Below are 26985 nucleotides of genomic sequence, written 5' to 3'. Positions count from 1 at the left end.
CCGGCGGCGCACTCATCCTCGTGGGTTGCGCCGGACCGCTCATCGCGCGGTCGATCCGCCTACGCCGCGGCCGGCAGGCTCAGTACCCCGGCGCGGCGGAACCGGTTCGCAATCAGCCGGACCATTCCGGGATGGGTGCCCAGCGGTTCACTTACGAGGTCGGCGCCGGATTCACGCAGCCGGTCCTGGAAAAGCCCATCGGCGAGCAGGTAGGACGCCACAGCTACGCGGCGATGGCTGCGGCCGCGCTGCGCGGCGACGGCTTCGGCCACACTAGGCGCGCCGGTGGCGGCGAAGGCCAGTTCTACGCGGTCGCCGGTCACCGCTGACAGCAGTGCGGCGGTGCGCCGCAGGTCCGACTGCGCGCTTCGATCGGAGGTTCCGGCCGCTGCGAGAATCACGGAATCGCCAGGTCGCCAACCTGATTCGATGAGCCGGTCGGCCAGCACGCGGACGGTGCCGGGGCATGGGCCCAGCGGCTGGGTGACAGTGACGGCGGGGTGTTCGCTGGCTGCCACATGGGTGGGCACGTCGACTCGGACGTGGTATCCGGCGGCCAGAAATGCGGGCACCACCACGGCCGGGCAGTCCGTCGGAAGAGATGCGAGTACTTCGCTCGGTGTGGGGCCCACCACGTCGACGAAGGAGACGTGTACGGGCCGGCCCAGCATGTCGGACACCCGTGCGGCGAGATCGCCGATCATCGCCACCCCGCCGGGCTTGCGGGTTCCGTGTGCGACCAGGACCAGACTCATCGCGCCCGCGCCATCTCGGCTTCGTCCACGGCCAGGCGATAGCCCCGCTTGACGACCGTAGACACGATGTTCTTGTCTCCCAACGCGGTACGAAGCCTCAGCACTGCGGTTTCCACGGCGTGGGTGTCGGTGCCGGTGCCCGGCAGCGCGCTGAGCAGGTCGAACCGCGACACCACCGCACCGGGGCGGTGAGCCAGTGCCCGGATGGTGGCCATCGCGGCCGGGGACAGCGACTTGACCGTGCCGTCGACCACGACGCAGGTGCCCCGGATCTCGAGGGTGTGCCCGGCGACTCGGACGGTGCGGGCTTGCAGCAGTGGCAGTTCGTCGGTGATGTGACGGGCCAAGGCGCCCAGCCTCATTCGTTCCGGCGACGAGGTCGGCACCCCGAGCCGAACCAGGGGCCGGGCGGTGACCGGACCGACACACATGGCATGCACATCGGAGCGCAGCGCCGCGAGCACCCGGTCGGCGATATCCATCTCGGTGGCCCGCATCAGCACGGAGGCCACTGCCATGGCCGAGGTGAAACTCACTGCGTCGTAGCGGCGTTCGGCGATTCCGGTGACCATCTGGTCGAATTCGCCGTCCCGCGGCGCCGGGTGCCAGCGGTAGACCCGGATCGGTACCACCTCGGCGCCCGCACTGCGCAATTCGTCGAGGAACTCGGGGAACGGATCCCACTCGTCGGTGGCTCCGTGCAGCTGGACGGCGATGCGTTGTCCCGCGACGCCCTGCTCGATGAGGTAGCGCAGCACTTCCCGGGAGGATTCCGATTCGGGCGACCATTCCTCGGGCAGGCCCGCGGCCCGCAACGCTCCCGTGGCCTTGGGGCCACGGGAGACGATGCGGGCTTTGCTCAGCGCGTCGGTGAGCTCGGCGGCCAGGCCCCAGCCGTCGGCCGCGGCGAACCAGCCGCGGAAACCGATGCCTGTGGTCGCCACCACGATGTCCGGTGGGACGTCGATCAGCGACGCGGTGTGGGCGCGCAGTTCATCGTCGTCGGGCAGCGGAACCATCGTGATGGCGGCCGCACTGGTCACCGTCGCGCCACGCCTGGTCAGCAGCGCGCTCAGTTCGTCGGCACGTCGGGCGGAGGTCACCGCCACACGAAAACCGGTGAGCGGTGCCCAGTCGGGCTCGTTCATGTGTCCAGTGAAGGCATCTCGTGTTTCCAAGTGATTAACCGACCATTGCCGAGGCGTGTCGGTCTTCGGGGGCCGGTGTGACGCCCGTCGCAGCCGGCCGCCGGACGTAGCGGAACCAGGTGCAGGCCGAGGCCACCAGATAAAAGGCCAGGAAGATCAGGAACGCCGCGGTGGCCGATCCGCTGGTCAGGTAGGACTGGCGCAGCGCCAGGTTGATGCCCACGCCGCCCAGGGCACCGATGGCACCGGCGAATCCGATCAGCGCGCCCGACATCGACAGCGACCACCGCTGCCGCTCCTCTTCGCTGACCTGCAGGGAGTGGCTGCGGGCCTCGAAGATGGACGGGATCATCTTGTAGACCGAGCCGTTGCCCAGGCCACTGAGCAGGAACAGGGCGATGAATCCGACCACGTAGCCGATCATCATGAGGCTGTTGGCCGCACCGGCGGTGTGATCGTCGAACATGCTGATCCCGACCAGCAGCCCGGCCGCCAGGATCATGCCGGCGAACACCGCCAGGGTCACGCGGCCGCCACCGATCCGGTCGGCCAGCTTGCCGCCGTACACCCGGGACACCGAGCCGAGCAGCGGGCCGAGGAACGCGATCTGCGCGGCGTGCAGCGAGGCCTGCGCCGCGGTCTGGCCGCCGGCGGCGAAGTTGATCTGCAGGACCTGGCCGAAGGCGAACGAGAAACCGATGAAGGATCCGAAGGTACCGATGTAGAGCAGCGAGATCACCCAGGTATCACGTTCTGCCAGAATGGCTTTCATCGCGCCCAGGTCGATCTTGTGCTGCTCGAGGTTGTCCATGTTGAGCGCCGCGCCGATTCCGGCCACGGCCAGCGCCACGAGGTAAATGGCACACACCCAGTACGGGGAACGGTTACCCGCGGTCGCGATCACCAGCAGCCCGACCAGCTGGATCATCGGCACGCCGATGTTGCCGCCGCCGGCGTTGAGCCCCAGTGCCCAGCCCTTGAGCCGTTGTGGGTAGAACGCGTTGATGTTGGTCATCGACGAGGCGAAGTTGCCGCCGCCGAAGCCGGCCAGGGCCGCGCACAGCAGGTAGGGCCACAGCGGCAGGCCCGGATTGGCCAGCAGCACCATCGTTCCGACGGTGGGGATCAGCAAGACGAAGGCCGAGAAGACCGTCCAGTTCCGGCCGCCGAAGGTGGCGGTGGCCAGCGTGTAGGGGATGCGCAGGCAGCCGCCCACCAGGGTGGCGGTGGCGCCCAGCAGGAACTTGTCCCCGGCCGAGAAGCCGTACACGGCCTCCGGCATGAACAGCACCATCACCGACCAGATGGACCAGATGGAGAAGCCGACATGCTCGGCGAACACCGACCAGATCAGATTCCGTCGCGCGATGTACTTGTTGCCGGCTTCCCAGGCCACGGTGTCCTCGGGATCCCAGTTGGTGATGCGATTCGACTTCAGCAATGTGGGCATGGCGCAAAAGTAGGAAGCGATTATTGCGCAGGCGCTCCCCGCGATGACCCGGCCGTGAAATTCCGCTCACCCGCTCACCTACATGGATGTGAGCCTGTGCTTACAGGTGGTTACCAAACGTCGCCGTTGCGCCAGTCGCAGGTGATCTCGGCTGTGGTGTCGAGTTCCAGGCCTACCGGCAAGTCGACCGGCAGCACCAAGACCGACCGGTCGTCCTCGGGAGTGCGTGTCACGCCGGAAGGCTGCAGCACCGAGGTGGGGCCCTGCCAGGGCACCCAGCCGCGGGCGAGGTAGATGTCTCTGGCGGACTCCGACGAACTGAGCGCGCCGAGTTGGTAGGCCCCACGCAGGACCTGTTCGACGGCGTCCATCACGGCCGTGGCCAGACCTTGACCGCGCCAATCTTCGCGCACCGCCACGGCTTCCACGTAGCCGCAGCGCAGTGCGGTGTCACGGTAGATCAGGCGCCGCTGAACCACGGCGGCGTGCGCGATCAGGGCGCCGTGATGGCAGATGAACGCGTGCATGCCGCCGAGGGCGTGTTCCCAGTCGGCGTCGCTGAAGTCGCCCTCGAACGCCTCGATGACCATGCGTCTGGCGCCTTCGCGGGTCTCGTGGTCGAGATCGGCGGTATGGACCAGGCGCGCGGTGTGCAGGATCCCGCCTCGGACGGACGGCGAACTGACATCCTGGATGGGCACACCCATGTTCTACCAGCGCCGCGCGCCGGTGTCTCTACGTTGTCCTCGACTAGCCCTCGAACGGGCGGCGGGGGTGCGCCCAGTGCAGTCGCACGGTCTGGCCGGGCCGTGCCTGGCCCAGCTTGTCGATGTCTTCGTCGGTCACCACACCGATCACCGGGTAGCCGCCGGTGACGGGGTGGTCGGGCCCGAGGATCACCGGAAAACCGTTGGGCGGTATCTGAATTGCTCCACGGGTCGCGCCCTCGCTGGGCAGTTGACGATCCGGCCAGCGGTAGTCGAGCGGCATGCCCACCAGGCGCATGCCCACCCGGTCGCTGCGGGTGGTCACCAGCCAGTTGGTGCGGATCAGCACGTCGGGGTCGACGAACCAGTCGTCGCGCGGCCCGGGCACCACATTGAGTTCCAGCACGTCATCGCTGATCGAGGCGACCGGGGCCTGGTCCGTCTCGGGCAGGTCGGCGGTGTGCTCACCGACCGGAAGGATGTCGCCGGGCTGCAGCGGCGCCGGCCCGATCGCCGACATCACGTCGTAGCTCCGCGAACCGAGGACCGGTTCGACGGCGATGCCGCCGCGCACCGCCAGATAACTGCGCAACCCCGAGTGCGGTGCGCCAAGCGAGATCACCTCGCCGGCGTGCACATGGTGAATGCTGTTGGTGCCGAACGGGACCCCGTTGACGGCGGGGTCAGTATCGGCGCCGGTGACCGCGATGGAGACATCCCCGCCGACCACTCGTGCGGAGAATCCGCCGAACATCACCTCGATGGTGGCGTGCTCACCGGGGTTGGCGACCAGTCGGTTCGCCAGCGTGTGGGCCCGGCGGTCGGCGGCACCTGAGCGGGTGACACCGAGGTGGGCCATGCCGGGGCGGCCGAGATCCTCGACCAGGGCCAGCGGTCCGGTACGCAGAACTTCCAATGTCGTGGTCATGGTGTCCTCCTCGCCGACTAGCTCGTCGCCCGGAACTGCACCCACGTACCGGGGGTGAGCAGTGCGGGTTGGTCCCGATGTACGTCGAACAACACCGCGTCGGTGCGTCCGATCAACTGCCAGCCGCCGGGCGACTGTCGCGGGTAGATGCCGCTGAACTCGCCGGCCAGCGCCACCGCACCGGCCGGAACGCTGGTGCGGGGTTCGGCTCGGCGGGGTACCTGTAGTCGTTCGTCGCCGCCGACGAGGTAGGCGAATCCGGGCGCGAAGCCCATGAATCCGACCTGCCACGGGGTGCCGGTGTGTGCCGCGATCACCTGTTCGGGGGTCATCCCGGTCAGTGCCGCGACGTCCTGCAGGTCCTCACCGTCGTAGACCACATCGATGGTCACGTCGGCCTGACCCACCGGGCGGACCGGCGCCGATCCGGGTTGCAGCCGCAACTTGCCCAGCCGCTGCCGGGTGGGTGCCTGGTAGCGGGGATCGGCCAGTTTGATCAAGATCGTGCGTGACGCCGGCACGATGTCGATCACACCGAGTAGTTGGGCCGCCGTGAGAGTGGCGGTCCACGCCAAAACATCGGCAGTGCTGTCGAACTCGAGCAGCAGAGCCTGATCGCCATAGTCGCGGGCGGTGCCTGGGCTCAGGCTGGGTCCCGTCGCGTCCATCACCTCTGATGTCACACTCATGACCTGAAGCTACCCGTCGGTAGCTAAGAAAGCGCCGGCTCTATGAACCTTGCCAGAGGTGCCTTATCGAAGCCTCACACGGCGAGCTGATACGTGGGTTCACGACGCTTGATGGCGGCGATCACGCGGTAGGTGATCGGCAGCATGATCACCTCGACCGCGGTCTTGTAGACCCAGCCCAGCGCCGTGTAAGTGACGAAGTCGCCGAAGGTGTTGATGCCGATCGCGCTGGCCGCGATGGCGCAGAAGACCAGGGTGTCTCCCAGCTGGCCGGCGAAGGTGGATCCGACCAGGCGGGCCCACAGGTGCTTCTCCTTGGTCCGTTCCTTGATGGCGACGACGACCCAGGCGTTGATGGTCTGCCCGACGATGAACCCGGCCAGGCCTGCCACGATCAACTGGGTGTAGGCGCCGACGATGTTCTCGAAGTGTTCCTGGTTGGTGTAGAAGTCGGCCGCCGGAAGGTAGACGGTGATCCAGAATGCCAGTGCGGCAAGGGCGTTCATCGAGAAACCGAGGAAGATCGCGCGGCGTGCGGCCTTGAATCCGTACACCTCGGACAGCACGTCGCCGATCACGTAGGTCAGCGGGAAGACGATGAATCCGCCGTCGGTGATGATCGACCAGTTGCCGATGATCGGTCCGAAGGCGACGCCCTTGGTGGCGGTGACGTTGGAGATGATCACCAGGGCCGTGAAGACCGCGACCAGCGCCGGATAATAGGCCGAGCCGACGATGGCCGTGCCGCGGTGTTCGAGGTTTCCCTTGGTGCTTGTCACCCGGTCATCTTGTCAGGTCAGTGCCTGGTTGAGCAGGGGCGGCAGCTGGTCGGCCACCACGGGGTAGGACAGCGGCGAGGCGAACGCGATGGCGCCGGCCAGCTCCTTCGGGGTGAAAATGTGCCGCTTGCGGGTGGTCGCCTTGAGTTCGGCGATCGCGGGATCGGCGAGCAGCGCGTCGCGTTCCTGATCGCTCTCGGTGGTCCAGATCAGCACATCGGCGGCGTCGAGCACCGCGGCGATGTCCGATCGCGGGATCAGTGCGGGTGTCGGCGGCACCTCGAAGCCCATCTGGGTGAGGAACTCGGTGCGCCATCCGGTCTGGGTCTGCACGCTGTCGCGGAACAGGGTGCCGCCCAGCAGCATGGCCTTCTTACCGGCGAATCGCGGATTGTTGGTGGCCACCGCCTTGAACTTGTCGTCCACACCGGCGATCAGGCCGGCCATCGCGTCCTTCTGGAACACGGCCTGTCCGATGAGGGTGGCCTGGTCGCGCCATGGTTCGAAGAATGCATCGGGTCCGGACTGCGCGATGGTGGGGGCGATCTCGGAGAGTTTGGCGTAGGTATCGGAGTCGAGGCCGGCATTGGTGGCCACGATCAGATCCGGTTTGAGCGCCGCGATCTCATCGACCTGGATGCCGTCGGTCAGCCCCAGCACCGTGGGCTGGGCGCCACCGAGTTTCGGTTGCGCCCAGGGCCACACCGCATACGGCTCGCCCCCGAACCATTCGGTCGTCGCGATCGGGACGACGCCGAGGGCCAGTAGGTCGTCCTGTTCGGTGAATCCCGCGCTCACCACCCGTTGTGGTGGTCCCGGGATGGTGGTGTCGCCGAAGAGGTGGCGGACGGTCACCGAACCGTCCTTCGCGACTTCGCCGGGCTTTTGCGTGCTACATGCGGCGACCAGGGCCATCCCAGCGGTGACCGTGAAAAACCCTCGCCGTGACCAGGTTGTCGGCACTTAGCCAGGGTAACGGCTACCCCGTGCCGAAGCTCCCGAACAAACCGCCGAACAACAGGGAGGCCAGCCCGAGCGCTGCGACGATGTTGACCACGGTGGCCGCCGCGAACAGGGCGATCGGCCGCCAGCCGGCTTCTTTGAGGCCGCGTAGCGAGAACTCCAGCCCGATCGCCACGAAGGCAAAGATCAGGAACCAGGTCCGCAGGTCGTTCACGGTCGCGATCGCGGTCTTGCCGTCGGCTGCGAACTGCAGGTAGAGCGTGCCGATGATCGACGCGGCGATGAAGCCGAGCACGAATTTGGGGAACCGGTCCCAGAATTCACGCAGCGACGGGCGTGCCACGGCGGGGTCCGGGTTGTCCGACTGGCGCTCGACCTTGAGGGCGAAGTACGCGGTGAGGGCGATGGCGACGATGCCGATCAACGCGTTCTGGGTGGTCTTGACGATGGTGGCGATCTGAAGTGCCTGCTCGCCGGCGATGGTGCCGGCGGCGGCCACGGCCGCGGTGGTGTCGATGTTGCCGCCGATCCAGGCGCCGGCGACGGCGTCGGACAGCCCGAACACGTCGGCCAACCACGGCAGCAGGAAGATCGAGGGCAGGGCGAACACGATGACGAGCGACGCGGCGTAGGCCAGCTGTTCTTTCCGGGCCTGCACCGCACCGGCGGCCGCGATGGCGGCGCTCACCCCGCAGATGGAGACCGCTGAGGCCAGCAGTGCCCGCAGCTTGTCGTCGAGGCCGAGCCGTCCGCCCAGCCACCAGGTGAACCCGAAGACGATCGAGATCAGCAGCAGGGCTTGGATGATCGCCGGTCCCGCGGCGGTGGCGAGCACCTTGAGGTTGATCGACGCTCCCAGCAGCACCAGGCCGGTCTTGATGAAGAACTCGGTGCGGAAGCCTTGAGACAGAACATCTCTCAATGCGAACCTGGCCAGGATCGCGTTGCCGATCAGTCCGAGAGCGATTGCGTAGACCGGGAATTCGACCGATTTCGCGATCTTGGCCAGCGGTGTTCCGGCGGCCCAGGCCGGAACCTGGCTCTCCAGGAAGCGCGTCGCCGCACCCAGCGCGATGACCACCAGCACACCGGCCACGGCGTAGCCGATCTTTGGCGAGCGCTGTTCGGCGCGTTCCTCGGTGCTGGTCATGGGATCACGCTGCCGGGGACGGCGCCGACGAGCACGAGGGTCAATAGGGTGAGGCCGACGATCACGGCCAGCCAGTCTTCGTTCACGCGCGTCAGGCTAGGTAGGTGCAAATGCGCCGGGGAGCCTTGCGATCTCCGCGAATACAACCGGTTACGAACGGTGTGCGTCCTGGCAGGGGACCGGTTATTGTCGATCCCGCATATAGGGCGTCCTCGGGATCTATTCTCGGCCTACGGGGACCTACTGAGGAGTGGTCATGCGGAGCACGTGGCGTCCAGTGTTACTCGGATTGGCCAGTTTGACTGTGCCGATCGCGATTGTCTCCGCACCGCCCGCCGCCGCTGATTGCGTCGATGCCGGCGGTTCCACGGTGTGCGCGCAGGGCAATGTGCGCGGCGGAGGTCCGACGCCGCCGAAAGCCGGTCCCTATTACCCGTATCCGTGTGCCAACGACTGGTACTGCGGTGACTGGGGCCTCGAGATCAATCTCGACCCCGGCCGGCCTGACAATGGCGGCGGTGGCGGCGGCGGTTGGCGCCCCGGACGTCCGTGAGCCTCAGCTCAGTTATCCGAGTCGACTTAGGAGCCACGATGTTCTCCCGTGTGATAGCCGCCGGCGCAATCAGCTTGTCGCTCTTGGCCGTTGGTGCACCCGTCGCCGCTGCAGAAGAGCCGAACTGCACCGCCGCCGACCTGGCCGGCGTGATGGCCGGGGTCCGTGCGTCCACCTCGGCCTATCTGTTCACCCATCCCGAGGTCAACGCGTTCTTCACCAGCCTCAAGGGGCAGTCGAACGAGCAGATGGCCGATTCGGTGCGCGTCTACCTCGAGGACAAGCCGCAGATCCGTGCCGAGCTGACCGGCATCCGGCAACCGGCGATCGATTTCCGTAACCGCTGCGGCGGGTAGACGGCTACGGCTGAGCCAATCCGCGCAGCAGCACCGCCAGTCCGTACTCGAATGCATCGTCGGCGCGTGCCGGCCGGGGCGCGCCGGTAGCCAGCGCGGCGGTCAGCTCGGGGCCGACGACGGCGCCGGCTTCCCAGGGTTGGTCGGGGGCGGTCAGGTCGAGGGCGGATCCCAGTACGTAGTTGTCGACCAGGGTGATGATCCGCAGCGTGTCGGTGGGGCTGAAGCCGGCGCGGGTCAGGGTGACCGCCAGCGCGTTGTACATCGTGAGGGCCTGGCTGCTGTTGACGGCATGTGCGGTGAGCAGCGGAATCAGCCGCGGGTAGCGGGCGAAGCTGTTGCGGTATGAGCGCATGATGTCGGCCAGGATCTCGGCCCATGGCCGGTCGGCGTCGATGTCGGGCAACTCCACTTCCGACATCGCCCGTTCGCGGAGTAGTTCGACGATCTGCTCGCGTCCGGACACGTGGTTGTACAGCGATGATGGGCTGACCTTGAGCCTGCGGGCGAGTTCGGGAATGGTGAATCCGCCGGTTGTGTTGACGAGATCCATTGCTGCACTGGCGATTCGGTCCATTGACAGGATCGGTATCGACGGACGCCCCATGATCAGTTCCCCCTAGATTTCGTCTCACCGCTTTACAACTGGTGGTCTGCATCACACAATAAACGAATTCCATTCGCTTTAGGAGTTCGATGACCAGGTTCACCGCCGCCGCCCGGGTGCCGCTGTCGCGCCGTGCTGCCGTACGGCCGCTGCGCGGTGGCGGCGTTCCTGCCCGAGAAATAGGACTTTCGTGACGTCACTCTCCCCGCCCGACAAGACTGCGGTGCTCTTCCACAACGGTGTGGTCTGGACGCCCACGATGACCACCGATGCGCTGCTCATCGCCGATGGCGTGGTGCGGGCAGTCGGCGAGGACGCTGTGGCGGCAGCAGCCGTCCGGAAGGTCGACCTCGAGGGCGGCTTCCTGATGCCGTCGTTCGGTGACGGCCATGCACATCCGCTGTTCGGCGGTCTGGAGTCGGCAGGCCCGGCCGTCCGGCCCTGCCGGTCGGTCGACGAAATCGTGGCGGCGGTGAAACTGTTCGCCGACTCACACCCGGATCAGGACTGGATCGTCGGCGCATCCTACGACGGCAGCCTCGCCCCGGGTGGCCTGTTCGACGCGCGCTGGCTCGACGCGGCGGTCCCGGACCGGCCGGTGGTGTTGCGCGCCTGGGACTATCACACCTTCTGGGTCAATTCGGTTGCCCTGCAACGCGCCGGTATCACCGCTGACACGCCCGAGCCGGTGCTCGGTGAGATTCCGCGCCGCGAGGACGGCTCACCGCTGGGCACGTTGCGCGAGTGGGGTGCCACCGACCTGATCACCGCGGTCATGCCGGCCCTTGACGAGGATGTCCGCATCGCGGCGTTGGGCACGGCCGCCGACTACTACCTGGCGCGCGGCGTGACGTGGGTTCAGGACGCCTGGGTCGAGCCGGCAGAGCTGGACACCTACCTCGCGGCGGTCCGGCAGGGCGCCTTGCGCATGCGGTTCAATCTGGCGTTCTATGCCGACCCGCGCCACTTCGACACGCAGGTGACGCAATACGCTGCGGCCAGGGATCGGGTCCAGGCCGCGGGCTCACCCCTGCTGACCGCGCAGACCGTCAAGTTCTTCGCCGACGGGGTGGTCGAGAACGAGACCGGTGCGCTGCTGGAGCCGTACTGCTCGGGCCTGCATTCGCACGGCATGCAGCTGTGGGAGGGTGACGCGCTGGCCGAGGCGGCCAAGAAAGTCGACGATCTCGGACTGCAGATCCACATCCATGCCATCGGCGATGCCGCGGTCCGCCAAGCGCTGGACGCCATCGAATACGTTGCGCGGCACAACGGTCCGCGAGACCGGCGGCCCGTGATCGCGCACGCGCAGCTGGTGGACGACGCCGATCTGGGCCGGTTCGCCGAGCTGGGCGTGATCCCGAACATGCAGCCGCTGTGGGCACAGATGGATGCCCTGATGACGGTGCTCACCATTCCCCGCCTCGGAGCGCAGCGGGCTGATCGGCAGTACCGGATGCGCACGCTGGAGAGTTCTGGTGCGGCGCTGGCGTTCGGATCGGATTGGCCCGTGTCCTCGGGTGCGCCGCTGGACGGTATCGCCGTCGCGGTTTCGCGGTGCACATCCGAGGGGGAGCCGACGGGTGGCTGGACGCCGGAAGAGATTCTCCCGATTGAGCACGCGCTGTCCTCCTACACCACTGCGGTGGCGTATCAGGCGTTTGCAGAAGAGAATTGGGGCCACATCGGGCCCGGTGCGAGTGCTGACCTGGTGTGGTTGGACCGTGATCCGAGGTACCTCGCCCCATCTGAGCTTCCCGCGGTGACGGTGCGCGCCACCTATCTGCAGGGCACGCAGGTCTATTCGGCCGCGGAATGAGAGGAACTGGCATGTCCGATGTGGCTGAAGTGACCGAGGGGCGGCTGCGCCGAGCCTTGGGGCTGCCGTCGCTGGTGCTGTTCGGTCTGGTCTACATGGTGCCGCTGACGGTGTTCACCACCTACGGCATCGTCACCCAGACCACCGGCGGCCGACTATCGGTCGCGTACCTGGTGACGCTGGCCGCCATGGTGTTCACCGCCCGGTCATACGCCGTGATGGCCGTCGCCTATCCGGTCGCGGGGTCGGCATACACCTACACGCAGAAGACGTTCGGCGCTCCGGTCGGATTCCTCGCCGGATGGTCGCTGCTGCTGGATTACCTGTTCCTGCCGATGATCAACTACCTGGTGATCGGGATCTATCTGAATGCGGCACTGCCTGCGATTCCGCCATGGGTATTCGTCGTTCTGTCCATCGCCGTGGTGACGGTGCTCAACGTCGTCGGCATCGTGTCGGTCGCCAGGGCCAACTTTGTCATCATCGCGGTGCAGGCGATCTTCATCGTGACATTCCTGGTGCTGGCCTGCTCCAAGGTGTTGAGCCTGGGCGCGCTCGATCTGATGGCGCCGTTCCACGGTGATGGCAGCGCGACGGGTTTCAGTCCGGTCCTTGCCGGTGCGGCGATCCTGTGTCTGTCGTTCCTGGGATTCGACGCGGTGTCGACCTTGTCCGAGGAAGCCAAGGAGCCCAAACGGTCTGTGCCGCAGGCGATCATGATCGCTACGCTGGTCTCGGGTGTGATCTTTGTTGTGCTGTCCTACCTCGGACAGCTGGTGTTCCCGTCCAACCAGTTCGCTGATGTCGAGTCCGGATCTCTGGACCTGATGCTGGCCGCGGGCGGGCAGTTCCTGCAAACCTTCTTCACTGCGGCCTATGTCGCCGGTGCGCTCGGATCCGCCATCACGTCGCAGGCCTCGGTGGCGCGAATCCTGTATGCGATGGGCCGCGACGGCATCCTGCCGCGGCAGTTCTTCGGTCACGTCTCGGCACGGTTCGCCACCCCGGTGTACGCGATCCTGGCGGTGTCGGTGGTGTCGCTGCTGGCCACCGTGATCTCGTTGTCCACGCTGGCTTCACTGATCAGTTTCGGTGCGCTGGTGGCGTTCTCGGTGGTCAACCTGACGGTGATCAAGCATTATTTCGTGGACCAAGGGGAGCGCGACGGCATCCAGGTGGTCGGCAACCTCGTGCTGCCCCTGATCGGCTTCCTGTTGACGGTGTGGCTGTGGACGAGTCTGTCCGGGTTCACCCTGATCGTCGGGTTGTGTTGGTTGGCAGTGGGATTCGTGTGGCTGGCCGGGGTTACCCGTGGTTTCCAGCGGCCGACGCCGGTGCTGGACATGAAGGAGTAACCCCGGCCCGCCTCAGCGGTCAGGCGACGTTGATGGTGACGTCGATGTTGCCGCGGGTCGCCTTCGAGTACGGGCAGACCTGGTGCGCGTCATCGGCGATGGCCTGGGCGGTCTCTCGATCGACACCGGGGATGGTCACGTTGAGGCGCGCCCGCAGGGAGAATGCCCCGTCGGTGTTGAGCAGGTCTACCTCGGCATCCACGGCGGTCTCGGCGGGCAGCTTCACGTTGTGCTTGCCCGCGGTCAGGCCCATGGCGCTCAGGAAGCACGCCGACCAGCCGGCCGCGAACAACTGCTCGGGGTTGGTGCCGGTGCCCTTGCCGCCGGGCGGCGTGAGCTGGATGTCCAGGTTGCCGTCGGAGCTGTAGGACTCGCCCTGCCGCCCGCCGGTGGTGTGGGTCTGGGCGGTGTAAAGCACGTTGTCGGTCTGGCTGGTGGTCACGTCGTTCTCCTTCGTGTGGATATCTGGATCCAATTGGATGCGTTAGAGATGAACGCAGGATGCTCCACATTCCATCCCATCCGATTAAATCGGATCCGATATAATTTCGCCATGGCACCCGAGGCTCCGCAGCTCTCCGATTTCCTGTGCTTCGCCGTCTACTCGGCCAACCTCGCCTACGGCAAGGCCTACAAGCCGATCCTGGACGCCAAAGGCATCACCTACACGCAGTACATCGCGATCGTCGCGCTCTCCGAACAGGACCACCAGACCGTGGGCAGCCTCGGCGAGAAACTGTTCCTGGAGTCCAACACGCTGACCCCGATCCTCAAGAAGCTCGAAGCGCTGGGATATGTCACGCGGCAACGTGATCCCAGCGACGAGCGTCAGGTCGTCGTCAGCCTCACCGACGCCGGCCGTGCGCTGCGCGAGCAGGCGTTCGAGATGGATCTCGTGGCGGCAACCGGTCTGTCACTGGACGAACTCAAGATCATGCAGCGAGGTGTCTCCACGCTCCGGGACAACCTCCGGAGACACATTCAGGACACTGCCTGACAGCTGTGCTGTTCGGGGACGACCAAGACCGGCCTCCTGGAATGCGCGACGACGGCGGCGGCCACACTGCCTTCCAAGTGGCCCAGCAAGCCGTCGCGCCGGTGCGGACCGACCACGATCAGGCTCGCGTTGTGCTCGTGGGCGGTCTCCACGATGCCCTTCCAAATCGGCGCGGATTCGACGGCTACCGCCTGGGCCGAGAAACCGGCCCGGGTGGCCAGCGATGCGCCATGGTCGGCGGTCCGCTGGGCGACCCGGCGTACTTCGGCGGCCTGATCGGCGTCGAAATGCGTGGTCTCGACCGGCGTGAAGCCGACATCGACGGGTTGCCAGACGCACACCACCAGCGCGTCGCGGTGCGCCGACAATTCGGCCGCGGCCTGCTCGATGGCGGACGCGGCTCGAGGTGTTCCGTCGTAGGCGAACAACACCGGTCCCGGCGAGAGGGGGAATGAACCTTGCTCTGCCGGCACCACAGACCGAGCCCGGTGGGGTGGAGTGACCGGAGCGGGCAGACCCGGACGCAGCCGCGCCAGAAGTGGCGGCGAGTACCAGGCCGGGGATTCGCCATCGAGGAACTGGTCGAGGTCGGGCGCCTGGGGCCGGGCGCCGCTGAGCGCGTAGACGGCCACGCCGAAGACGGCGCCGCCGACGGACAATCCGAATCCGACCCACAGGGCGTCGCCGGCACCCGCGGTGAGGCCGCCGGCCGCGGTGGCCGCGAAGTGGGCGAAGATCGGTGCCACCATGAAGGCGGCCACGGCCCGCAACAACTCGATGATCGCGAACACGCGCTGAAGGCTGTTGGACTGCAGGGAGAAACCGGCGACGAACAATGCGGGGGCCACCGTGGCGCCCAGTGCCAGTCCGGTCAGCGCCGAGGCGAGCAGGGCGAGTGGCTGGTTCGCCGGGATGGCGAGCCGGAACACCACGATCCCCGCGGCGAGCAGCGCCATGCCGACGAGTGGCAGGTAGTGCATCGCTCGCTTGGAGATGACAGCTCCGAACACGAAGGCCATCACGATGGCGCCGCCGAGTTCCGGGAGGAACAGCAGTCCGACCCGGACCGGACTGTAGGTCTGCATGAAGACCTCGGCGGTCAGTGCGGTTGCCGCCACCGACGCGGCCGCCGCGAAGAGGGCGACGCCGACGCCGGCGACCGGGATCGAACTCGTCAGCATCGTGCGGACGGTCAGCAGCGGGCGGGCCGACCTGAACTGGTAGACGATCAGCACCACGATCAGCGCCAGACCACCGAGCATCGGCACGATCACCGCGGGATCGGTGAAGGCGTGGCTGGTGAGTTGTGAGGCGCCGATGAACGCCGCGGCACAACCGACCGACGCCAGGCCGATGGCGCGCAGGTCGCGTGGTGCATCGAGATCGGCGGGCGGTGCATCCTCGAACGTGAGGGCGGCCATGACCAGGGCCAGCAAGGCGATCACGGCGACAATCCAGAACAGCGGTCGCCAGGCGTTGGCCTCGGCCTGTACGCCGCCGATGAACGGGCCGAGGGCGACGGCACCGAACACGCACATGTTCATGATCACGGCGGTGTTGCGAAGTTTGTCTCGGGGGAAGCCGATGGTCAGCGGTGGTGCGGCGGCAATCAGCAGCATGCTGGTGGCCAGTCCTTGCAGGATGTGCCCGCAGATGAACATGGGGCCGTTCAGCGCGGAGGCGGCGAGCACCGAGCCCACCACCAGCACCACCGCGTAGGCGAGCAGCATCCGGCGCTGGGGCAGGTGCTGGGCGAACTGGACCGCCAGGACGGTGCCGACGGCGTACGCCGCGTTGCCCAGGCCTGAGCCCAGGCTCATCGCCTGGGTCGACATATGCAGCTGTGCGGAGATGATCGGCACCAGCGGATCGACTGCGGCAGACAGTGCCAGGTAAGGGATCAAGGCCAAGGTGACCATGGCGGCCACCGCCGGATACCGGCCGGCGAGGGGTCCCTGGCGCATCAGCGCCGCCCGGTGCGGGCTGTCGGCAGTGCCTGGCGCTGCGGCGCCAGGTTCGGACAGTCAACTGATGAGTTCGATTGGCGCACGTGTCCGTTTAACCGCCCGCACCACAGGCGTTATTCCGTTGTCAGCGAGTTGATTCCGGATTGTGAACCGACTCACGAAAATTTGCATAGAGCAACGATGTGTTGTACAGCCCGACGGCTCCGACCGTGGCGTTCCTGCACGCGTTCACCCCGGTTTTCGTGCATACGTGCCACGCTCGCGACCGGTGGTGGCTGATCCGCGACAGCTACGGCTTGAGCTGAACCTTGAGGTCTTCACCCGAGCGGGAGAACGCCCTGGCATACCCGTCGGCGGCGTCGTCCAGCGACATCGTGGTGGTGAAGATGCCCTCGACGTCGAGCCGGCCGGCCTGTAGCAGCGGGATCAGCTCCGGCCAGGTCTGCTGAACCGGCGCGGTGGTCAGTCGGATGGTCAGGCTGCGCAGGAGACAGGCCAGCGCGGGCATCGGGTAGGGCTGCAGATCATGCACACCGACGATGGACACCGTGCCGCCGGCGCGGACCGCGTCGATGGCGTCGTTGATCGAGGCGTCCATGCCCACCGCGTCGATGACGGAGTCCACGCCGAGGCCGCCGGTGGCCTCCCGGATTGCCTGTGCCGACGGCGGGGCGAACGTGACCGCACCCGAAGCCTCCGCGCGGTCACGCCTGGCCTCCACCGGGTCGACGGCGAAGATCTTTGCCGCGCCGAGGGTGATGGCACTGCGCAGGGCGCACATGCCGACCGCGCCCAAGCCGATCACCGCGACCGAGCCGCCGACCGGGATGTCGGCGCGTTTGGCCGCCGCCCAGCCGGTGGCCAGGTTGTCGGTCAGCAACAGGGCTTGTTCGGTGCTGATGCCCTCCGGCATCTTCAGCAGTTGGAAGTCCGCGGCCGGCACCGCAAGCAACTCGGCCTGGGCGCCGCCGAGGAATCCGGTGCCGAAGATCTGCGGGCCCTGCACACAGCGGATCGGATCGGATGTGGCGCAGCCACCGCAATGCCCGCAACCGGCCACCGAGGACACCAGTACCCGGTCGCCGACGGCGAATCCGGTTACCTCCGGGCCGATTTCGACGATTGTGCCGACGGCCTCGTGCCCGACCGACACCGGATCGACGATCGGGTAGTGGCCTTCCAGGAAATGCAGGTCCGATCCGCAGATCGAGGCGGCCTCGACCTTGACGACCGCCCCGTCAGGACCGGGCAGGACCGGGTCCGGCCGCAATTGGACACTGACCTCCCCAGAACTTTCCACGACGACTGCGCGCATGCTCAAGCCTCCTGCACTGTGAAGTCCGACCAGACGGGTTCGTCGATGGCGGAACGGTATTCGCTCAAGCGCCATGGGCTGACAGTGTGGATCTCACCGTCGGCGTTCTTGAAATACGAGTGCTTGACCGAGGGTTGTGCCCACACGGTCTGGCGGATCGCCTCCTGCGAGCGCCGGTGCCATTCCTTGGTCGGTTCGGGCAGCGGCTCCATGGTTTGCAAGCCCTCGGTGATCAGATGCTCCAGGCACTTGTTGATGTAGCGCATCTGCAGCTCGGAGTTGAGGATGAGGCTGCCGCCGTGGGCCAGGTGGGTGCCCGGGCCGTAGGTCATGAAGAAGTTGGGGAATCCGGGCACCGTGATGCCGCGGTAGGCGTAGGGACGCTGCCCCCAGGCGTCGTGCAGATCGATGCCGTCGCGTCCGGTGATGGTCATCGGGAACAGCACGTCGGTGGCACGAAAACCGGTGGCGTAGACGATGATGTCGGCGTCGTAGGTCTGGCCGTCGGTGGTGACGATCCCAGTCGGGGTGATGCGTTCGATGGGGGTGCGGACCAGGTCCACATTGTCGCGTTTGAGGGTGCCCAGCCAGCTGCCGTTGTCCTGCAGGGTGCGCTTGCCGGTGGCCGGATAGTCGGGCAACACCTTCGCCAGGAGTTCGGGGTCGTCGCCGACCTGGGTGCTGATCCAGTCGGTGAACATGATGCGGGCGATGGCGTTGATCTCGCTGACCGCATTGCCCTGGTCGTCATAGTCCGGGTCCACCCGCGCGGCGTCCAGGCCCTTGTCGGCTCCAGGCCACAGCAGCAGGAAGCGGTACCACCGGCCGTAATAGGGCAGGTGCTCCATCGCCCAGCGCACCCCGTCGGCGACGGGCTCGTGGTACATCGGGTTGGGGAACATCCACTGCGCGGTGCGCTGGAAGACAGCGAGGTGCTCGACCTTGTCGGCGATCGCCGGGGCGATCTGGAAGCCGCTGGCACCGGCGCCGATGAGGGCGACCCGCTTGCCGGTGACGTCCACGTCGTGGTCCCAGGCCGCGGAGTGAAACGCTGGTCCCGCAAAGGTTTCCGCGCCGGGGAAATCCGGGATCTGCGGCCGGTTGAGCTGCCCGACGGCGGTGATGACGGCATTGGCCCGCAGCGTTTCGGTTCCCGCTGCCGAGCGGACCGTGACGTTCCACATCGCGCCGTCCCACGCGGCCGAGACCACCTCGGTGTTCCACCGGATGTGGGGTTCCAGGTGATGGCGGTCCACCACATCGCGGAAGTACTGACGCAGCTCGGGCTGCTCGGCGAAGAAGTGGTCCCAGTGGTTGCTGGGTTCGAAGCTGTAACAGTAGAAGTGGTTGGCCACATCGACGCGCGCACCGGGATAGCTGTTCTCCCACCAGGTTCCGCCCGGGCCGGCGTTCTTCTCCACGATCGTGAAATCGATGTCGGCCTGCTTGAGGCGCACGCCGGCCAGCACCCCGGATTCCCCGCAGCCGATCACGACGACGCGAAAACCGTCGGTGTCCTCCAGGGTGGCGGGCCGACGTGGGTCGAGGCCTTCGAGGTCGAGCTCTTCGAGCATCAGCGGCACGTTGTCCTCATCGACGGGCTCGCAGGCCGCCCAGTCCATCATCTCCCGGACCACCTCGGCGGGCAGCGGGTCGGGGACCGGGCAGCCGCGGTCCCGGTAGTCGGCGATCACCGGTAGCGCGACCTCGCGGGCGCGCGCCTTGTCTTCCTCGCTCATGAAGCCCTGGACCTCGTTGAGGAACAGTCCGGCCTGTTTGAACTCGCGGACGAAGCGCGGGTCGCCGGTGATGTGCACGAGCGAAAGCAGCAGTGTCGGGATGCTGACCTGCTCCAATGCCGCTGCGATGTCGGCGTCGGACGTGGTGAACGGCTGGCCGACGTGAAAGCTCCGGGTCACGCGGCGTTACGCTACGCGTCGTAGCGTTATGTGACAAGGGGTTGTCATAGGCAGGCTGCTGCGGGCGGTCAGGGTTGCTGAACTGACGCGAGTTCTCGCAGGGCCGGCCGCGGGTTCGTGGTCGGCCCGCCGCCGACGATCTCAGCGGCAAAGTGGTCGGTGGCAAGGTGAGCTAGATGTACATGCCGCCGTTGACGCCGATGACCTGGCCGGTGATGTAGGACGCGCCGTCTGTACACAGGAAGGCCGCCGCGGCGGCGATGTCGTCGGGAGTTCCGTTGCGGCGCAGGGGAACCATAGTGGCCAGGATGTCCAAGTCGGGCACGGTGCCGACCTTGACACCTGCACGCGCCATGGGGGTGTCGACGATGGACGGCGGGATGGTGTTGACCGTAATGCCTTGGGGTGCAAGCTCGAAGGCAAGGGCTTTGGTGAGTGCGATGACGCCGCCCTTCGAAGCGACGTAGTGCGCGCGCTCAGGGGCGCCAGACAGGGCGCTCGATGAGGAGATGGTGACTATTCGGCCCCAGCCTGCGGATTGCATGTCGGGTACGACGGCTTGGATGCAGTTGAAGGTGCCGGTGAGGTTGACGGCGATGAGTCGGTTCCATTGTTCGGGCGTGATCTGCGTGATCGGTACTGGCACACCGACATCGATGCCGGCGCTGGTGACCGCGATGGCAATGGGGCCGAGTTCGCTTCGGACCGCCGCGACGGCTTCATGGACGGTCTCTCGATCGGTGACATCCACTTCGATGCTGATCGCCCGGGCTCCGGCGGCCCGTAGTGCTTCGGCGACGCTGTGGACCAGTGGCCCTTGGCGGTCAAGCAGTGCCACGGCGTGTCCGGCTCGGGCGAGGTGAGCACCGACGGCGGGCCCGATGCCGGAGGCTCCTCCGGTGACGACGGCGACCTTCGGGGCAGTGCAATCGACGATCTGACTCATGACGGGCGATGCTAGCGTGCCCGATCCGATTTTGTTAGGCAGTTGCCTAGTTACTCGGCGGCGCGGCCTCGTATCGGTCGAGATACTCGTTGACGAGCGCGACGGTCTTGTCATGTCCGGTGGTGATACCGAGACCGGACTCAAGGACCAGCAGGCGGCCGACCGCTGCGATCAGCACGGAGACCACTTCGGCCGGCAGCGGCTGGTCGTCTTGATGTTCGCGCAAGATGAAAGTGAGGGCGGCGACCTGGGCTTCGCGGAAGGCCTGCGCGCCGGCGGCGAGTTCGGCCTGAATCGCTTTGCGGTGGTTGCCCAGGGCCATGAACTCCATGATCAGCTGGACACCTCGCGGGTCGACCGTGAGGTCCCACAGCGCATGAAGCGGCTTCTTGGAGGCAAATGCCCGGCGCTGAACGTCCAAGGTGGTCTGGCTTCCGCGTCTGAGCACAGCCAGGTACAGGTCGTCCATGGTGGGGAAGTAGTAGTAGACGACCGCGCGTTGCACCCCGACCTTCTCGGCGACCCGTCGGGAGGTTGCGGCCGCATAACCCTCCTCGAGCATGATCTCGGCGCACGCGTCGAGCAGCTTGTCCCGGGTGCCGGTGTCCCGCGTGCCTGCCTTGCTCGGTGTCGCCATCCTCATCCGTCCTGTCCTGTGCCTCGCGAATCCGGGCATCTTGACCGGCGCCTGGATCGGGTGCTAAGCATATGCCAGCGTCTTAACTAGGCGATCGCCTAACAAAATCATCGATCGAGGCCCCGTGCCGTCGATAGGGAGGTTTCATGGCCAGTGGTCTGGACAAGGTGGACATCTTCACCAGCGAAGAGGTCATCAACGACCCTTATCCCTACTTCGACGATCTGCGGTCGCGTTGCCCGGTACAGGCGATCGCGCAGCCCGGCGTGCTGGCGGTCACCGGTTACGACGAGGCAGTCGAGGTGTACCGCAATCACGCTGCCTTCTCGTCGTGCAATGCGATGGGCGGCCCATTTCCGCCGTTCCCGGTGGACCCTGGCATTGACGACATCACCGATGCGATTCAGAGCAACCGTGAACATTGGGTGTTCAACGAGTTCATGGTGACCAAGGACGGGCCGGACCATGCGGCGGAACGCTCGCTACTACGCCGCCTAATGACCCCGAAGAGGTTGAAAGAGAACGAAGATCAGATGGCGGGTATCGCCGACGCCTGCATCGACGCCTTCATCGACTCCGGCCGACTCGAGGTGGTGTGCGACTACGGAAAGCCGTTCACCACCATGGTGATCGCCGATCTGCTGGGCGTACCCGATGAGGACCGCGATCATTTCCGCAAGATCTTCACCGGACAGCATGTGGCGGCGCTCGGCGGGGACTCTCCGCTGCCAGAGAACCCGCTCGAGTACATGTACGAAACGTTCGGCGGCTACATCGAAGACCGACGACGTGAGCCACGTGAGGACGTGCTGACCGCACTCGCCACATCGGCGTATCCGGATGGTTCCCTGCCTGACATCGAGGCGGTGGTGCGGTTGGCGACGTTCCTGTTCGGCGCTGGACAGGACACCTCGGCGCGATTGATGGCTTCATCTCTTCGCTTCTTGGCTGAAGATCAGGACCTGCAGGCGGTCCTTCGAGCCGATCGCCGGCAGATCCCGGTGTTCATCGAAGAGGTGCTTCGACTCGAGAGTCCCACGATGAGCGACTTCCGCATGACCCAGAAGACCACCACCGTCGGCGGCGTCGACATCGCGGCCGGGACCACGATCATGCTGCATCCGGGCGCATCCAATCGGGATCCGCGCAAGTTTCCGGACCCGGCGAGCTTCCGCCTTGACCGCGAAAACCTTCGTGAGCACATCGCTTTCGGTCGGGGTGCGCATTCCTGCCCGGGAGGCCCGCTGGCGCGGGCCGAAGGGAGAGTGACCATCGAACGTTTCCTGGACCGCACCGCCTCACTCACGCTCTGTGCGGAGCACCACGGCCCCGCAGGCGCCCGCCAGTTCCGGCACGACCCCACCTACATCATCCGTGGGCTCAGCGACCTGCATCTCGAATTCGTCGCGGCCTGAGCATGGCTGACGACTTCCATTGCCCACCAACACCGAGGACTGACCTATGGCCGTGACGACAACCCCGATCTCGGAGGACATCGGCGTGGAAGTGGCCGGGTACAGCAGCGCCGACTTCCTCGCACCGCACGCTGCGCAGGACTGCCAGCAGCTGCTCGACCGCTACGGCGTCGTCGTCTACCGCGAAGCGCACATCACCGATGCGGACCTGGTGACGTTCTCCCGCCGGCTCGGCGAGGTCGTCGTCGCCGGGGCCGGCGGGCACCCGGAATTCCCCGAAATCTCGCCGGTCACCCTGGACCCGACGAAGAGCGCGCTGGCCGGGTTGCGGCGCAGCACCATCTTCTGGCACACCGACGGCCTCACCGATCAGATTCCACAGAAGGCGACCCTGCTGACCGCACGGGAGATCGCCGACCAAGGTGGTGACACCGAATTCGCCAACACCTACGCGGCTTTCAATGCTCTGCCCGCCGACAGGCGTGCCGAATTGGAGGGCTACCGGGTTGTCCACAGCGTGGCCGCATCGCAGCTGCTCCTCAACCCACACCCCAGTCCGGAGCAGCGAGCCAAATGGGACAAAGCCCCTTCCCGCGAGCATCCCCTGGTGTGGCGGCGCCGTGACGGACGCAAGTCCCTGCTGATCGGGGCGACGGCCGGACAGATTGTTGGCATGGCCGACGAGCAGAGCCGTGCGGTGCTCGACGAGATTCTGGACTGGGCCACCCAACCCCGTTTCGTCCTGCATCACAGCTGGCGGGTAGGGGACCTGGTGATCTGGGACAACACCGGCATGCTTCACCGGGCTATCCCGTACGAGCCGACATCGCGGCGCCTGATGCATCGCACCACGCTGGGCGGCGAGGAAGCCATCGCATGAGCGCTCACCCAAGCTGGAGTAGTCCACGGACCGCCATCGTCACCGGCGGTGCATCGGGTATCGGACTGGCGATCGCACGGCGCCTCAGCGAGGAGGGCGCGGCGGTGGCCATCTTCGACCGGGATGCCACGGCTGCTATCGACTCGGCGAAGGCCATCACCGACAGCGGGGGATGGGCACTGGGGTTGAGGGTCGACGTCACCGACCGCTTCCTCATCGACGCCGCGATCGAAACCACTACCGAGGAACTCGGGCCGCCGACCATCCTGGTAACAGCGCCGGTCTCGACGGATTCGAGAAGTTCCTGTCCATCACCGCTGAGAGCTGGCGAAAGATCTTGGCCGTCAACCTGACCGGGACCTTCGGCTGCTGCCAGGCGGTCGTCCCACACATGCTCTCCGCCGCGTGGGGCCGCATAGTCAACATCTCCTCCTCCAGCGCACAGACTGGCAATCCATTGATGGCGCACTACTCGGCAGCCAAGGCAGGTGTCGTCGGCTTAACCAAAGCGCTCGCCCAAGAGCTCGGCCCACGCGGGATCACCGTCAACACGATCCCGCCGGGCTTCATCGACACCCCGATGCTGCGGCGCAGCGAAGAACGCGGACTTCTCGGGCCCGGGGTCGACGCTGCCGAAGCCAAGACCCCGGTGCGTCGAATCGGACAACCGGATGACATTGCAGCGGCGGCCGCCTTTCTGTGTTCGGAGGCCGCCGGCTACATAACCGGCCAGACTATCGGCGTCAACGGCGGAAGGGTTCTCTGACCACATGGCACGCATCAATCCAATACCACCCCAAGAGTTTTCGGGAGAATTCCGCGCGGCGATGGCAGGATTGCGTCCGCCGAACCCACGGCACCAACCCATGCCCACCAAAGACCGGCCCAAAGCGCTCAACACTCTGGGAACGCTCGCTCACCATCCCGACCTCGCACGTGCCTACTTCACCTTCAATGGCCATCTCCTGCTCGGCACGACCCTGACCGAACGGCAACGGGAGATCGTGGTGATGCGGGTGGCCGCGGTGCGCAAATCAAGCTACGAGTGGTACCAACACCTGTTCGTCGCGCGAGACGCGGGTCTGACCGACGAGGAAGTCGGCCGGATCGCCTACGGACCGGATTCCCCGTTATGGAGCCCGCTCGAGGCGGCCCTTATCCGCTCCGTCGACGAGATGATCCTCGACGGCGGAATCAGCACGGCCACATGGCAAGTGCTCGCCACGGAATTCGATACCCGCCAGTTGCTGGATCTGGTGTTCACCGCCGGCGGCTACGACATCCTGGCGCGTCTGTTCAAGTCGTTCGAGTTGACCATGGACGACGACATCCCCGATCTCATGAGCCGGTACCACGAGCTCTACCCGGCGCAGGGCCGATGCGCATCGGACTGACCGGCGGCGGATCGACCGTGGAGTCGATCCTGCGCCAAGCCCGCATCGCCGAAGAACAAGGTTTCAGCTCACTGTGGTACGCCAGCAACGTTGCGTCAGATCCGTTGACCGCCATGGCACTTGCCGGCCGGGAAACCTCGTGGATCGAGCTGGGCACCGCCGTGCTGCAGACCTATCCGTGCCATCCGCTACTGCAGGCCAACCGTGTCACCGCGGCCGCTGATGCCATGGGCAGGCCCGGCCTCACTCTCGGGTTGGGAGCCTCGCACGCCACAGCCGTTGAAGGCCTCTACGGCTTGTCGTACGCCCATCCCGGCCGCAACACCGAGGAGTACCTCACCATCATCACCGCGCTGCTGCGCGGCGAGCAGGTTGACTTCACCGGCCACGACTGGAGCGCCCACACTTCCGCGCCCGCGGCGCCCGCGGCGCCAGTACAGGTGCTGCTCTCGGCGCTCTCGCCCCGGATGCTGAGGGTGGCCGGAGCGATCGCCGACGGAACGATCTTGTGGATGGCGTCTGCGAAAGCGATTGAAAGCCATATCGTTCCGCGCATTGCCACCGCTGCGACCGCCGCCGGCCGGCCGTCGCCCCGCATCGTGGCCGGCCTGCCGGTAGCGGTTCACGACGACGAATCCGCTGCCAGGTCCGCCACCGCCGCCACCGCCGGAATCTACGGCGGAATGCCCAATTACCAACGCATCATCGAAACCGGCGGCGGCAGTGCACCAGCTGACCTCGCGATCGTGGGCAACGAGAAGTCGGTGCGTTCCCAGTTGCAGAGCTTGCTCGATGCCGGTGCCACCGACATCTGGGCCCAGCCCGTCGCGGTGGGTGTTGACCGGACCCAACGTAGTGCGTCTCGGCAGCGCACCATCGACCTGCTCCGAGAACTGCTCGATCATCGATCATGACGCAAGTCACCGGCGCTCTGCGATCGCGTGGGCGACAGTCGTCGGCTTTATGGTTCGCCTACCTGGTAAAGGGACGGTTCACGGTTACGAATGCGCAGTCGGGCTCTGGGTGGACTCCCACTTGGCCTCCAATGACCGCGTCACCGGGGTTCCGGCGGCGAACTCACGCTGAAAGGTCTCCCCGTCGTTGCCCTCGAAGGTGACCAGGAAGCCTGTTTCCGTTGGTTCTTTGTGAACCACCTTGCAGGCCGGCTCGCCGGAACCTGGGCCGATGATGTCGCCGGGGGCGACGTCGTCGATGCGGCTGTCAGCGTTGGGTTGAGACATGCGTTGTCGGTAGCCGCTTTTTGTGCGCGCCAAACGTCAGCGTGACCGCGGTCTATCGCCGCCGGAGATCCACTCTTCATAGAACGGCGGCATCTCGGAAGCCTGGCCGGTGAACTGTGGTGGCCGCTTGTCGAGGAAGGCCCGCACCCCGTCGTGGCCGTCGCCGATGCTGGTGTAGAACATCGCCAGGGAGTCGACCCGGTGTGCGTCGACCGGATGCGGCTCAGCGGCATTCCGGTAGAGCATCTGCCGCATGAGTGCCACCGACACCGGTGAGCGGTCGCGTGTCCACGCGTCGGCCAGCATGCGTGCCTCGGCGATCAGTGCGTCGGGCTCGTACACGGCCTGGGCCAGGCCGATCTCGCGGGCGGCGTCGGCGGTGAGAATGTCCGACCGGTACACCAGGTCCAAAGCCGTTGGCATACCGACGATCCGCGGTAGGAACCAGGTGGAACACGCTTCCGGGGTGATACCGAGCTTCCCGAAGACCAGGCCGAAGCGGGCCTTCGTCGACATGAGCCGAGCGTCCATGGCCAGCGTCATCGTCGCGCCGATCCCCACCGCGGCGCCGTTGACGGCGGCGATCACAGGCTTGCGGCAGGCGTAGATCGCCAGTGTGACCCGGCCGCCGGTATCCCGGACCCGTTGCAATTCGGGGTCGTCGAGGTCGGCCATGTCGGCCAGGCTCGGCGTCTTCGACTCGTCCAGGCCGAACACGTTGCCTTCGCTCGACAGGTCCATGCCGGCGCAGAACGCCCTTCCCTCACCGGTCACGATGACCGCGCGAACCGCGTCGTCGTCGTTGACCGCCACGAAGGTCCGCTCGAGCTCGTCGGCCATCTCGACAGTGAAGGCGTTGAGGTTGTCCGGGCGGTCGAGGACGACGGTGAGGATCCCGTCGTCGAGTTCGTGCCGGATCGTCGTGAACTCCACGAATGCTCCTCCTCGGGTCGGTTGCTCCTCAGATACTGCCGGTAGATCACCGCGCAACGTCGGCGCGGTCTAGGTTCATGGG

General features: G+C 66.4%; 27 protein-coding genes and 1 pseudogene. 10 read left to right on the top strand and 18 right to left on the bottom strand.

Annotated features, from left to right (window positions below):
* Positions 1–59 precede the first annotated feature (59 nt).
* From BN2156_RS18630 to BN2156_RS18590, 9 genes are all read right to left on the bottom strand, one after another.
* Positions 60–755 carry a sirohydrochlorin chelatase gene (locus BN2156_RS18630; protein ID WP_090516468.1) on the bottom strand — a complete coding sequence of 232 codons (696 nt, stop codon included), beginning with the start codon at positions 753–755 and terminating at the stop codon, positions 60–62.
* The gene (locus tag BN2156_RS18625) at positions 752–1903 is read right to left on the bottom strand and encodes a uroporphyrinogen-III synthase (RefSeq protein ID WP_090516467.1); all 1152 of its coding nucleotides are present in this window, start codon (positions 1901–1903) and stop codon (positions 752–754) included. The genes BN2156_RS18630 and BN2156_RS18625 overlap by 4 nt, the downstream gene beginning before the upstream one ends.
* 34 nt (positions 1904–1937) lie before the next feature.
* Positions 1938–3353: a nitrate/nitrite transporter gene (locus BN2156_RS18620; RefSeq protein ID WP_090516466.1), complete on the bottom strand. Its 1416-nt coding sequence runs from the start codon at positions 3351–3353 to the stop codon at positions 1938–1940.
* Between the two features lie 110 nt (positions 3354–3463).
* A complete protein-coding gene (aac(2')-Ib, locus tag BN2156_RS18615; RefSeq protein WP_090517481.1) occupies positions 3464–4054 on the bottom strand; it encodes an aminoglycoside N-acetyltransferase AAC(2')-Ib in 591 nt (196 codons plus the stop codon).
* Positions 4055–4103: 49 nt separating this feature from the next.
* Positions 4104–4988 carry a 5-oxoprolinase/urea amidolyase family protein gene (locus tag BN2156_RS18610; RefSeq protein ID WP_090517480.1) on the bottom strand — a complete coding sequence of 295 codons (885 nt, stop codon included), beginning with the start codon at positions 4986–4988 and terminating at the stop codon, positions 4104–4106.
* A gap of 17 nt (positions 4989–5005) precedes the next feature.
* On the bottom strand, positions 5006–5677 hold the full coding sequence (locus tag BN2156_RS18605; protein WP_162490885.1) for a 5-oxoprolinase subunit B family protein: 672 nt from the start codon (positions 5675–5677) through the stop codon (positions 5006–5008).
* Between the two features lie 74 nt (positions 5678–5751).
* Positions 5752–6456, bottom strand: coding sequence for a queuosine precursor transporter (locus tag BN2156_RS18600; RefSeq protein WP_090516465.1), 705 nt, complete (start codon positions 6454–6456; stop codon positions 5752–5754).
* A gap of 12 nt (positions 6457–6468) precedes the next feature.
* Positions 6469–7371: an ABC transporter substrate-binding protein gene (locus BN2156_RS18595; protein WP_276020573.1), complete on the bottom strand. Its 903-nt coding sequence runs from the start codon at positions 7369–7371 to the stop codon at positions 6469–6471.
* Between the two features lie 64 nt (positions 7372–7435).
* Positions 7436–8569, bottom strand: a complete 1134-nt coding sequence (locus tag BN2156_RS18590) for a YeiH family protein (RefSeq protein WP_090516463.1) — start codon at positions 8567–8569, stop codon at positions 7436–7438.
* A 256-nt stretch (positions 8570–8825) separates the two neighbouring features.
* Between BN2156_RS18590 and BN2156_RS18580 the strand changes: the two genes are divergently transcribed.
* Positions 8826–9122, top strand: a complete 297-nt coding sequence (locus BN2156_RS18580; protein WP_090517477.1) for a hypothetical protein — start codon at positions 8826–8828, stop codon at positions 9120–9122.
* Between the two features lie 38 nt (positions 9123–9160).
* Positions 9161–9478, top strand: coding sequence for a heme-binding protein (locus tag BN2156_RS18575; protein WP_090516462.1), 318 nt, complete (start codon positions 9161–9163; stop codon positions 9476–9478).
* Between the two features lie 4 nt (positions 9479–9482).
* On the opposite strand, the gene BN2156_RS18570 is transcribed toward BN2156_RS18575, so the two are convergent.
* A complete protein-coding gene (locus tag BN2156_RS18570; RefSeq protein WP_090516461.1) occupies positions 9483–10085 on the bottom strand; it encodes a TetR/AcrR family transcriptional regulator in 603 nt (200 codons plus the stop codon).
* 259 nt (positions 10086–10344) lie between these two features.
* Here BN2156_RS18570 and BN2156_RS18565 point away from each other — a divergent pair, with 259 nt between their 5' ends.
* Together BN2156_RS18565 and BN2156_RS18560 are read left to right on the top strand one after the other, a co-directional pair.
* Positions 10345–11904: an amidohydrolase gene (locus BN2156_RS18565; protein ID WP_090517476.1), complete on the top strand. Its 1560-nt coding sequence runs from the start codon at positions 10345–10347 to the stop codon at positions 11902–11904.
* Between the two features lie 11 nt (positions 11905–11915).
* Positions 11916–13259, top strand: a complete 1344-nt coding sequence (locus BN2156_RS18560) for an APC family permease (protein ID WP_090516460.1) — start codon at positions 11916–11918, stop codon at positions 13257–13259.
* Between the two features lie 19 nt (positions 13260–13278).
* Here the strand turns inward: BN2156_RS18560 and BN2156_RS18555 are convergent, their stop codons facing one another.
* Positions 13279–13701, bottom strand: a complete 423-nt coding sequence (locus tag BN2156_RS18555; protein WP_090516459.1) for an organic hydroperoxide resistance protein — start codon at positions 13699–13701, stop codon at positions 13279–13281.
* Positions 13702–13812: 111 nt separating this feature from the next.
* On the opposite strand from BN2156_RS18555, the gene BN2156_RS18550 reads away from it, so the two are divergent.
* The gene (locus BN2156_RS18550; protein WP_090516458.1) at positions 13813–14256 is read left to right on the top strand and encodes a MarR family winged helix-turn-helix transcriptional regulator; all 444 of its coding nucleotides are present in this window, start codon (positions 13813–13815) and stop codon (positions 14254–14256) included.
* On the opposite strand, the gene BN2156_RS18545 is transcribed toward BN2156_RS18550, so the two are convergent.
* The 5 genes from BN2156_RS18545 to BN2156_RS18525 all read right to left on the bottom strand — a co-directional run bounded on the left by BN2156_RS18545 (position 14241) and on the right by BN2156_RS18525 (position 21040).
* Positions 14241–16220 carry a universal stress protein gene (locus BN2156_RS18545; protein ID WP_090516457.1) on the bottom strand — a complete coding sequence of 660 codons (1980 nt, stop codon included), beginning with the start codon at positions 16218–16220 and terminating at the stop codon, positions 14241–14243. The genes BN2156_RS18550 and BN2156_RS18545 overlap by 16 nt on opposite strands.
* Positions 16221–16512: 292 nt before the next feature.
* Complete coding sequence (locus tag BN2156_RS18540; RefSeq protein ID WP_090516456.1) at positions 16513–17538, bottom strand: alcohol dehydrogenase catalytic domain-containing protein; 1026 nt, start codon at positions 17536–17538, stop codon at positions 16513–16515.
* A 2-nt stretch (positions 17539–17540) separates the two neighbouring features.
* Complete coding sequence (locus BN2156_RS18535; protein ID WP_090516455.1) at positions 17541–19457, bottom strand: flavin-containing monooxygenase; 1917 nt, start codon at positions 19455–19457, stop codon at positions 17541–17543.
* 172 nt (positions 19458–19629) lie between these two features.
* The gene (locus BN2156_RS18530; protein ID WP_090516454.1) at positions 19630–20403 is read right to left on the bottom strand and encodes an SDR family NAD(P)-dependent oxidoreductase; all 774 of its coding nucleotides are present in this window, start codon (positions 20401–20403) and stop codon (positions 19630–19632) included.
* A 46-nt stretch (positions 20404–20449) separates the two neighbouring features.
* Positions 20450–21040, bottom strand: a complete 591-nt coding sequence (locus BN2156_RS18525; RefSeq protein WP_090516453.1) for a TetR/AcrR family transcriptional regulator — start codon at positions 21038–21040, stop codon at positions 20450–20452.
* 146 nt (positions 21041–21186) lie between these two features.
* On the opposite strand from BN2156_RS18525, the gene BN2156_RS18520 reads away from it, so the two are divergent.
* The 5 genes and pseudogenes from BN2156_RS18520 (at position 21187) to BN2156_RS18500 (ending at position 25643) form a co-directional block, all read left to right on the top strand.
* Entirely contained in the window at positions 21187–22455 is a 1269-nt protein-coding gene (locus BN2156_RS18520) for a cytochrome P450 (protein ID WP_090516452.1), read from the top strand.
* 46 nt (positions 22456–22501) lie between these two features.
* On the top strand, positions 22502–23335 hold the full coding sequence (locus tag BN2156_RS18515; protein WP_090516451.1) for a TauD/TfdA dioxygenase family protein: 834 nt from the start codon (positions 22502–22504) through the stop codon (positions 23333–23335).
* Positions 23332–24101: pseudogene (locus BN2156_RS18510) on the top strand (SDR family oxidoreductase). The gene BN2156_RS18515 and the pseudogene BN2156_RS18510 overlap by 4 nt, the downstream one beginning before the upstream one ends.
* A gap of 4 nt (positions 24102–24105) precedes the next feature.
* A complete protein-coding gene (locus BN2156_RS18505; protein WP_090516450.1) occupies positions 24106–24729 on the top strand; it encodes a carboxymuconolactone decarboxylase family protein in 624 nt (207 codons plus the stop codon).
* Entirely contained in the window at positions 24714–25643 is a 930-nt protein-coding gene (locus tag BN2156_RS18500) for a TIGR03564 family F420-dependent LLM class oxidoreductase (protein WP_090516449.1), read from the top strand. Before BN2156_RS18505 ends, BN2156_RS18500 begins: the two co-directional genes overlap by 16 nt.
* A gap of 84 nt (positions 25644–25727) precedes the next feature.
* Here BN2156_RS18500 and BN2156_RS18495 read toward each other — a convergent pair whose 3' ends face one another.
* Both BN2156_RS18495 and BN2156_RS18490 read right to left on the bottom strand, forming a co-directional pair.
* Entirely contained in the window at positions 25728–25970 is a 243-nt protein-coding gene (locus BN2156_RS18495) for a hypothetical protein (protein ID WP_090516448.1), read from the bottom strand.
* Between the two features lie 36 nt (positions 25971–26006).
* On the bottom strand, positions 26007–26903 hold the full coding sequence (locus tag BN2156_RS18490) for a crotonase/enoyl-CoA hydratase family protein (RefSeq protein ID WP_090516447.1): 897 nt from the start codon (positions 26901–26903) through the stop codon (positions 26007–26009).
* Positions 26904–26985: the final 82 nt, after the last annotated feature.

Origin of the sequence: Mycolicibacterium neworleansense (genome assembly GCF_001245615.1) — a bacterium.
Classification (GTDB): Bacteria; Actinomycetota; Actinomycetes; order Mycobacteriales; family Mycobacteriaceae; genus Mycobacterium; species Mycobacterium neworleansense.
The sequence above is the reverse complement of the archived record's forward strand: the minus strand, read 5'-3'. Positions and strand labels throughout refer to the sequence as shown.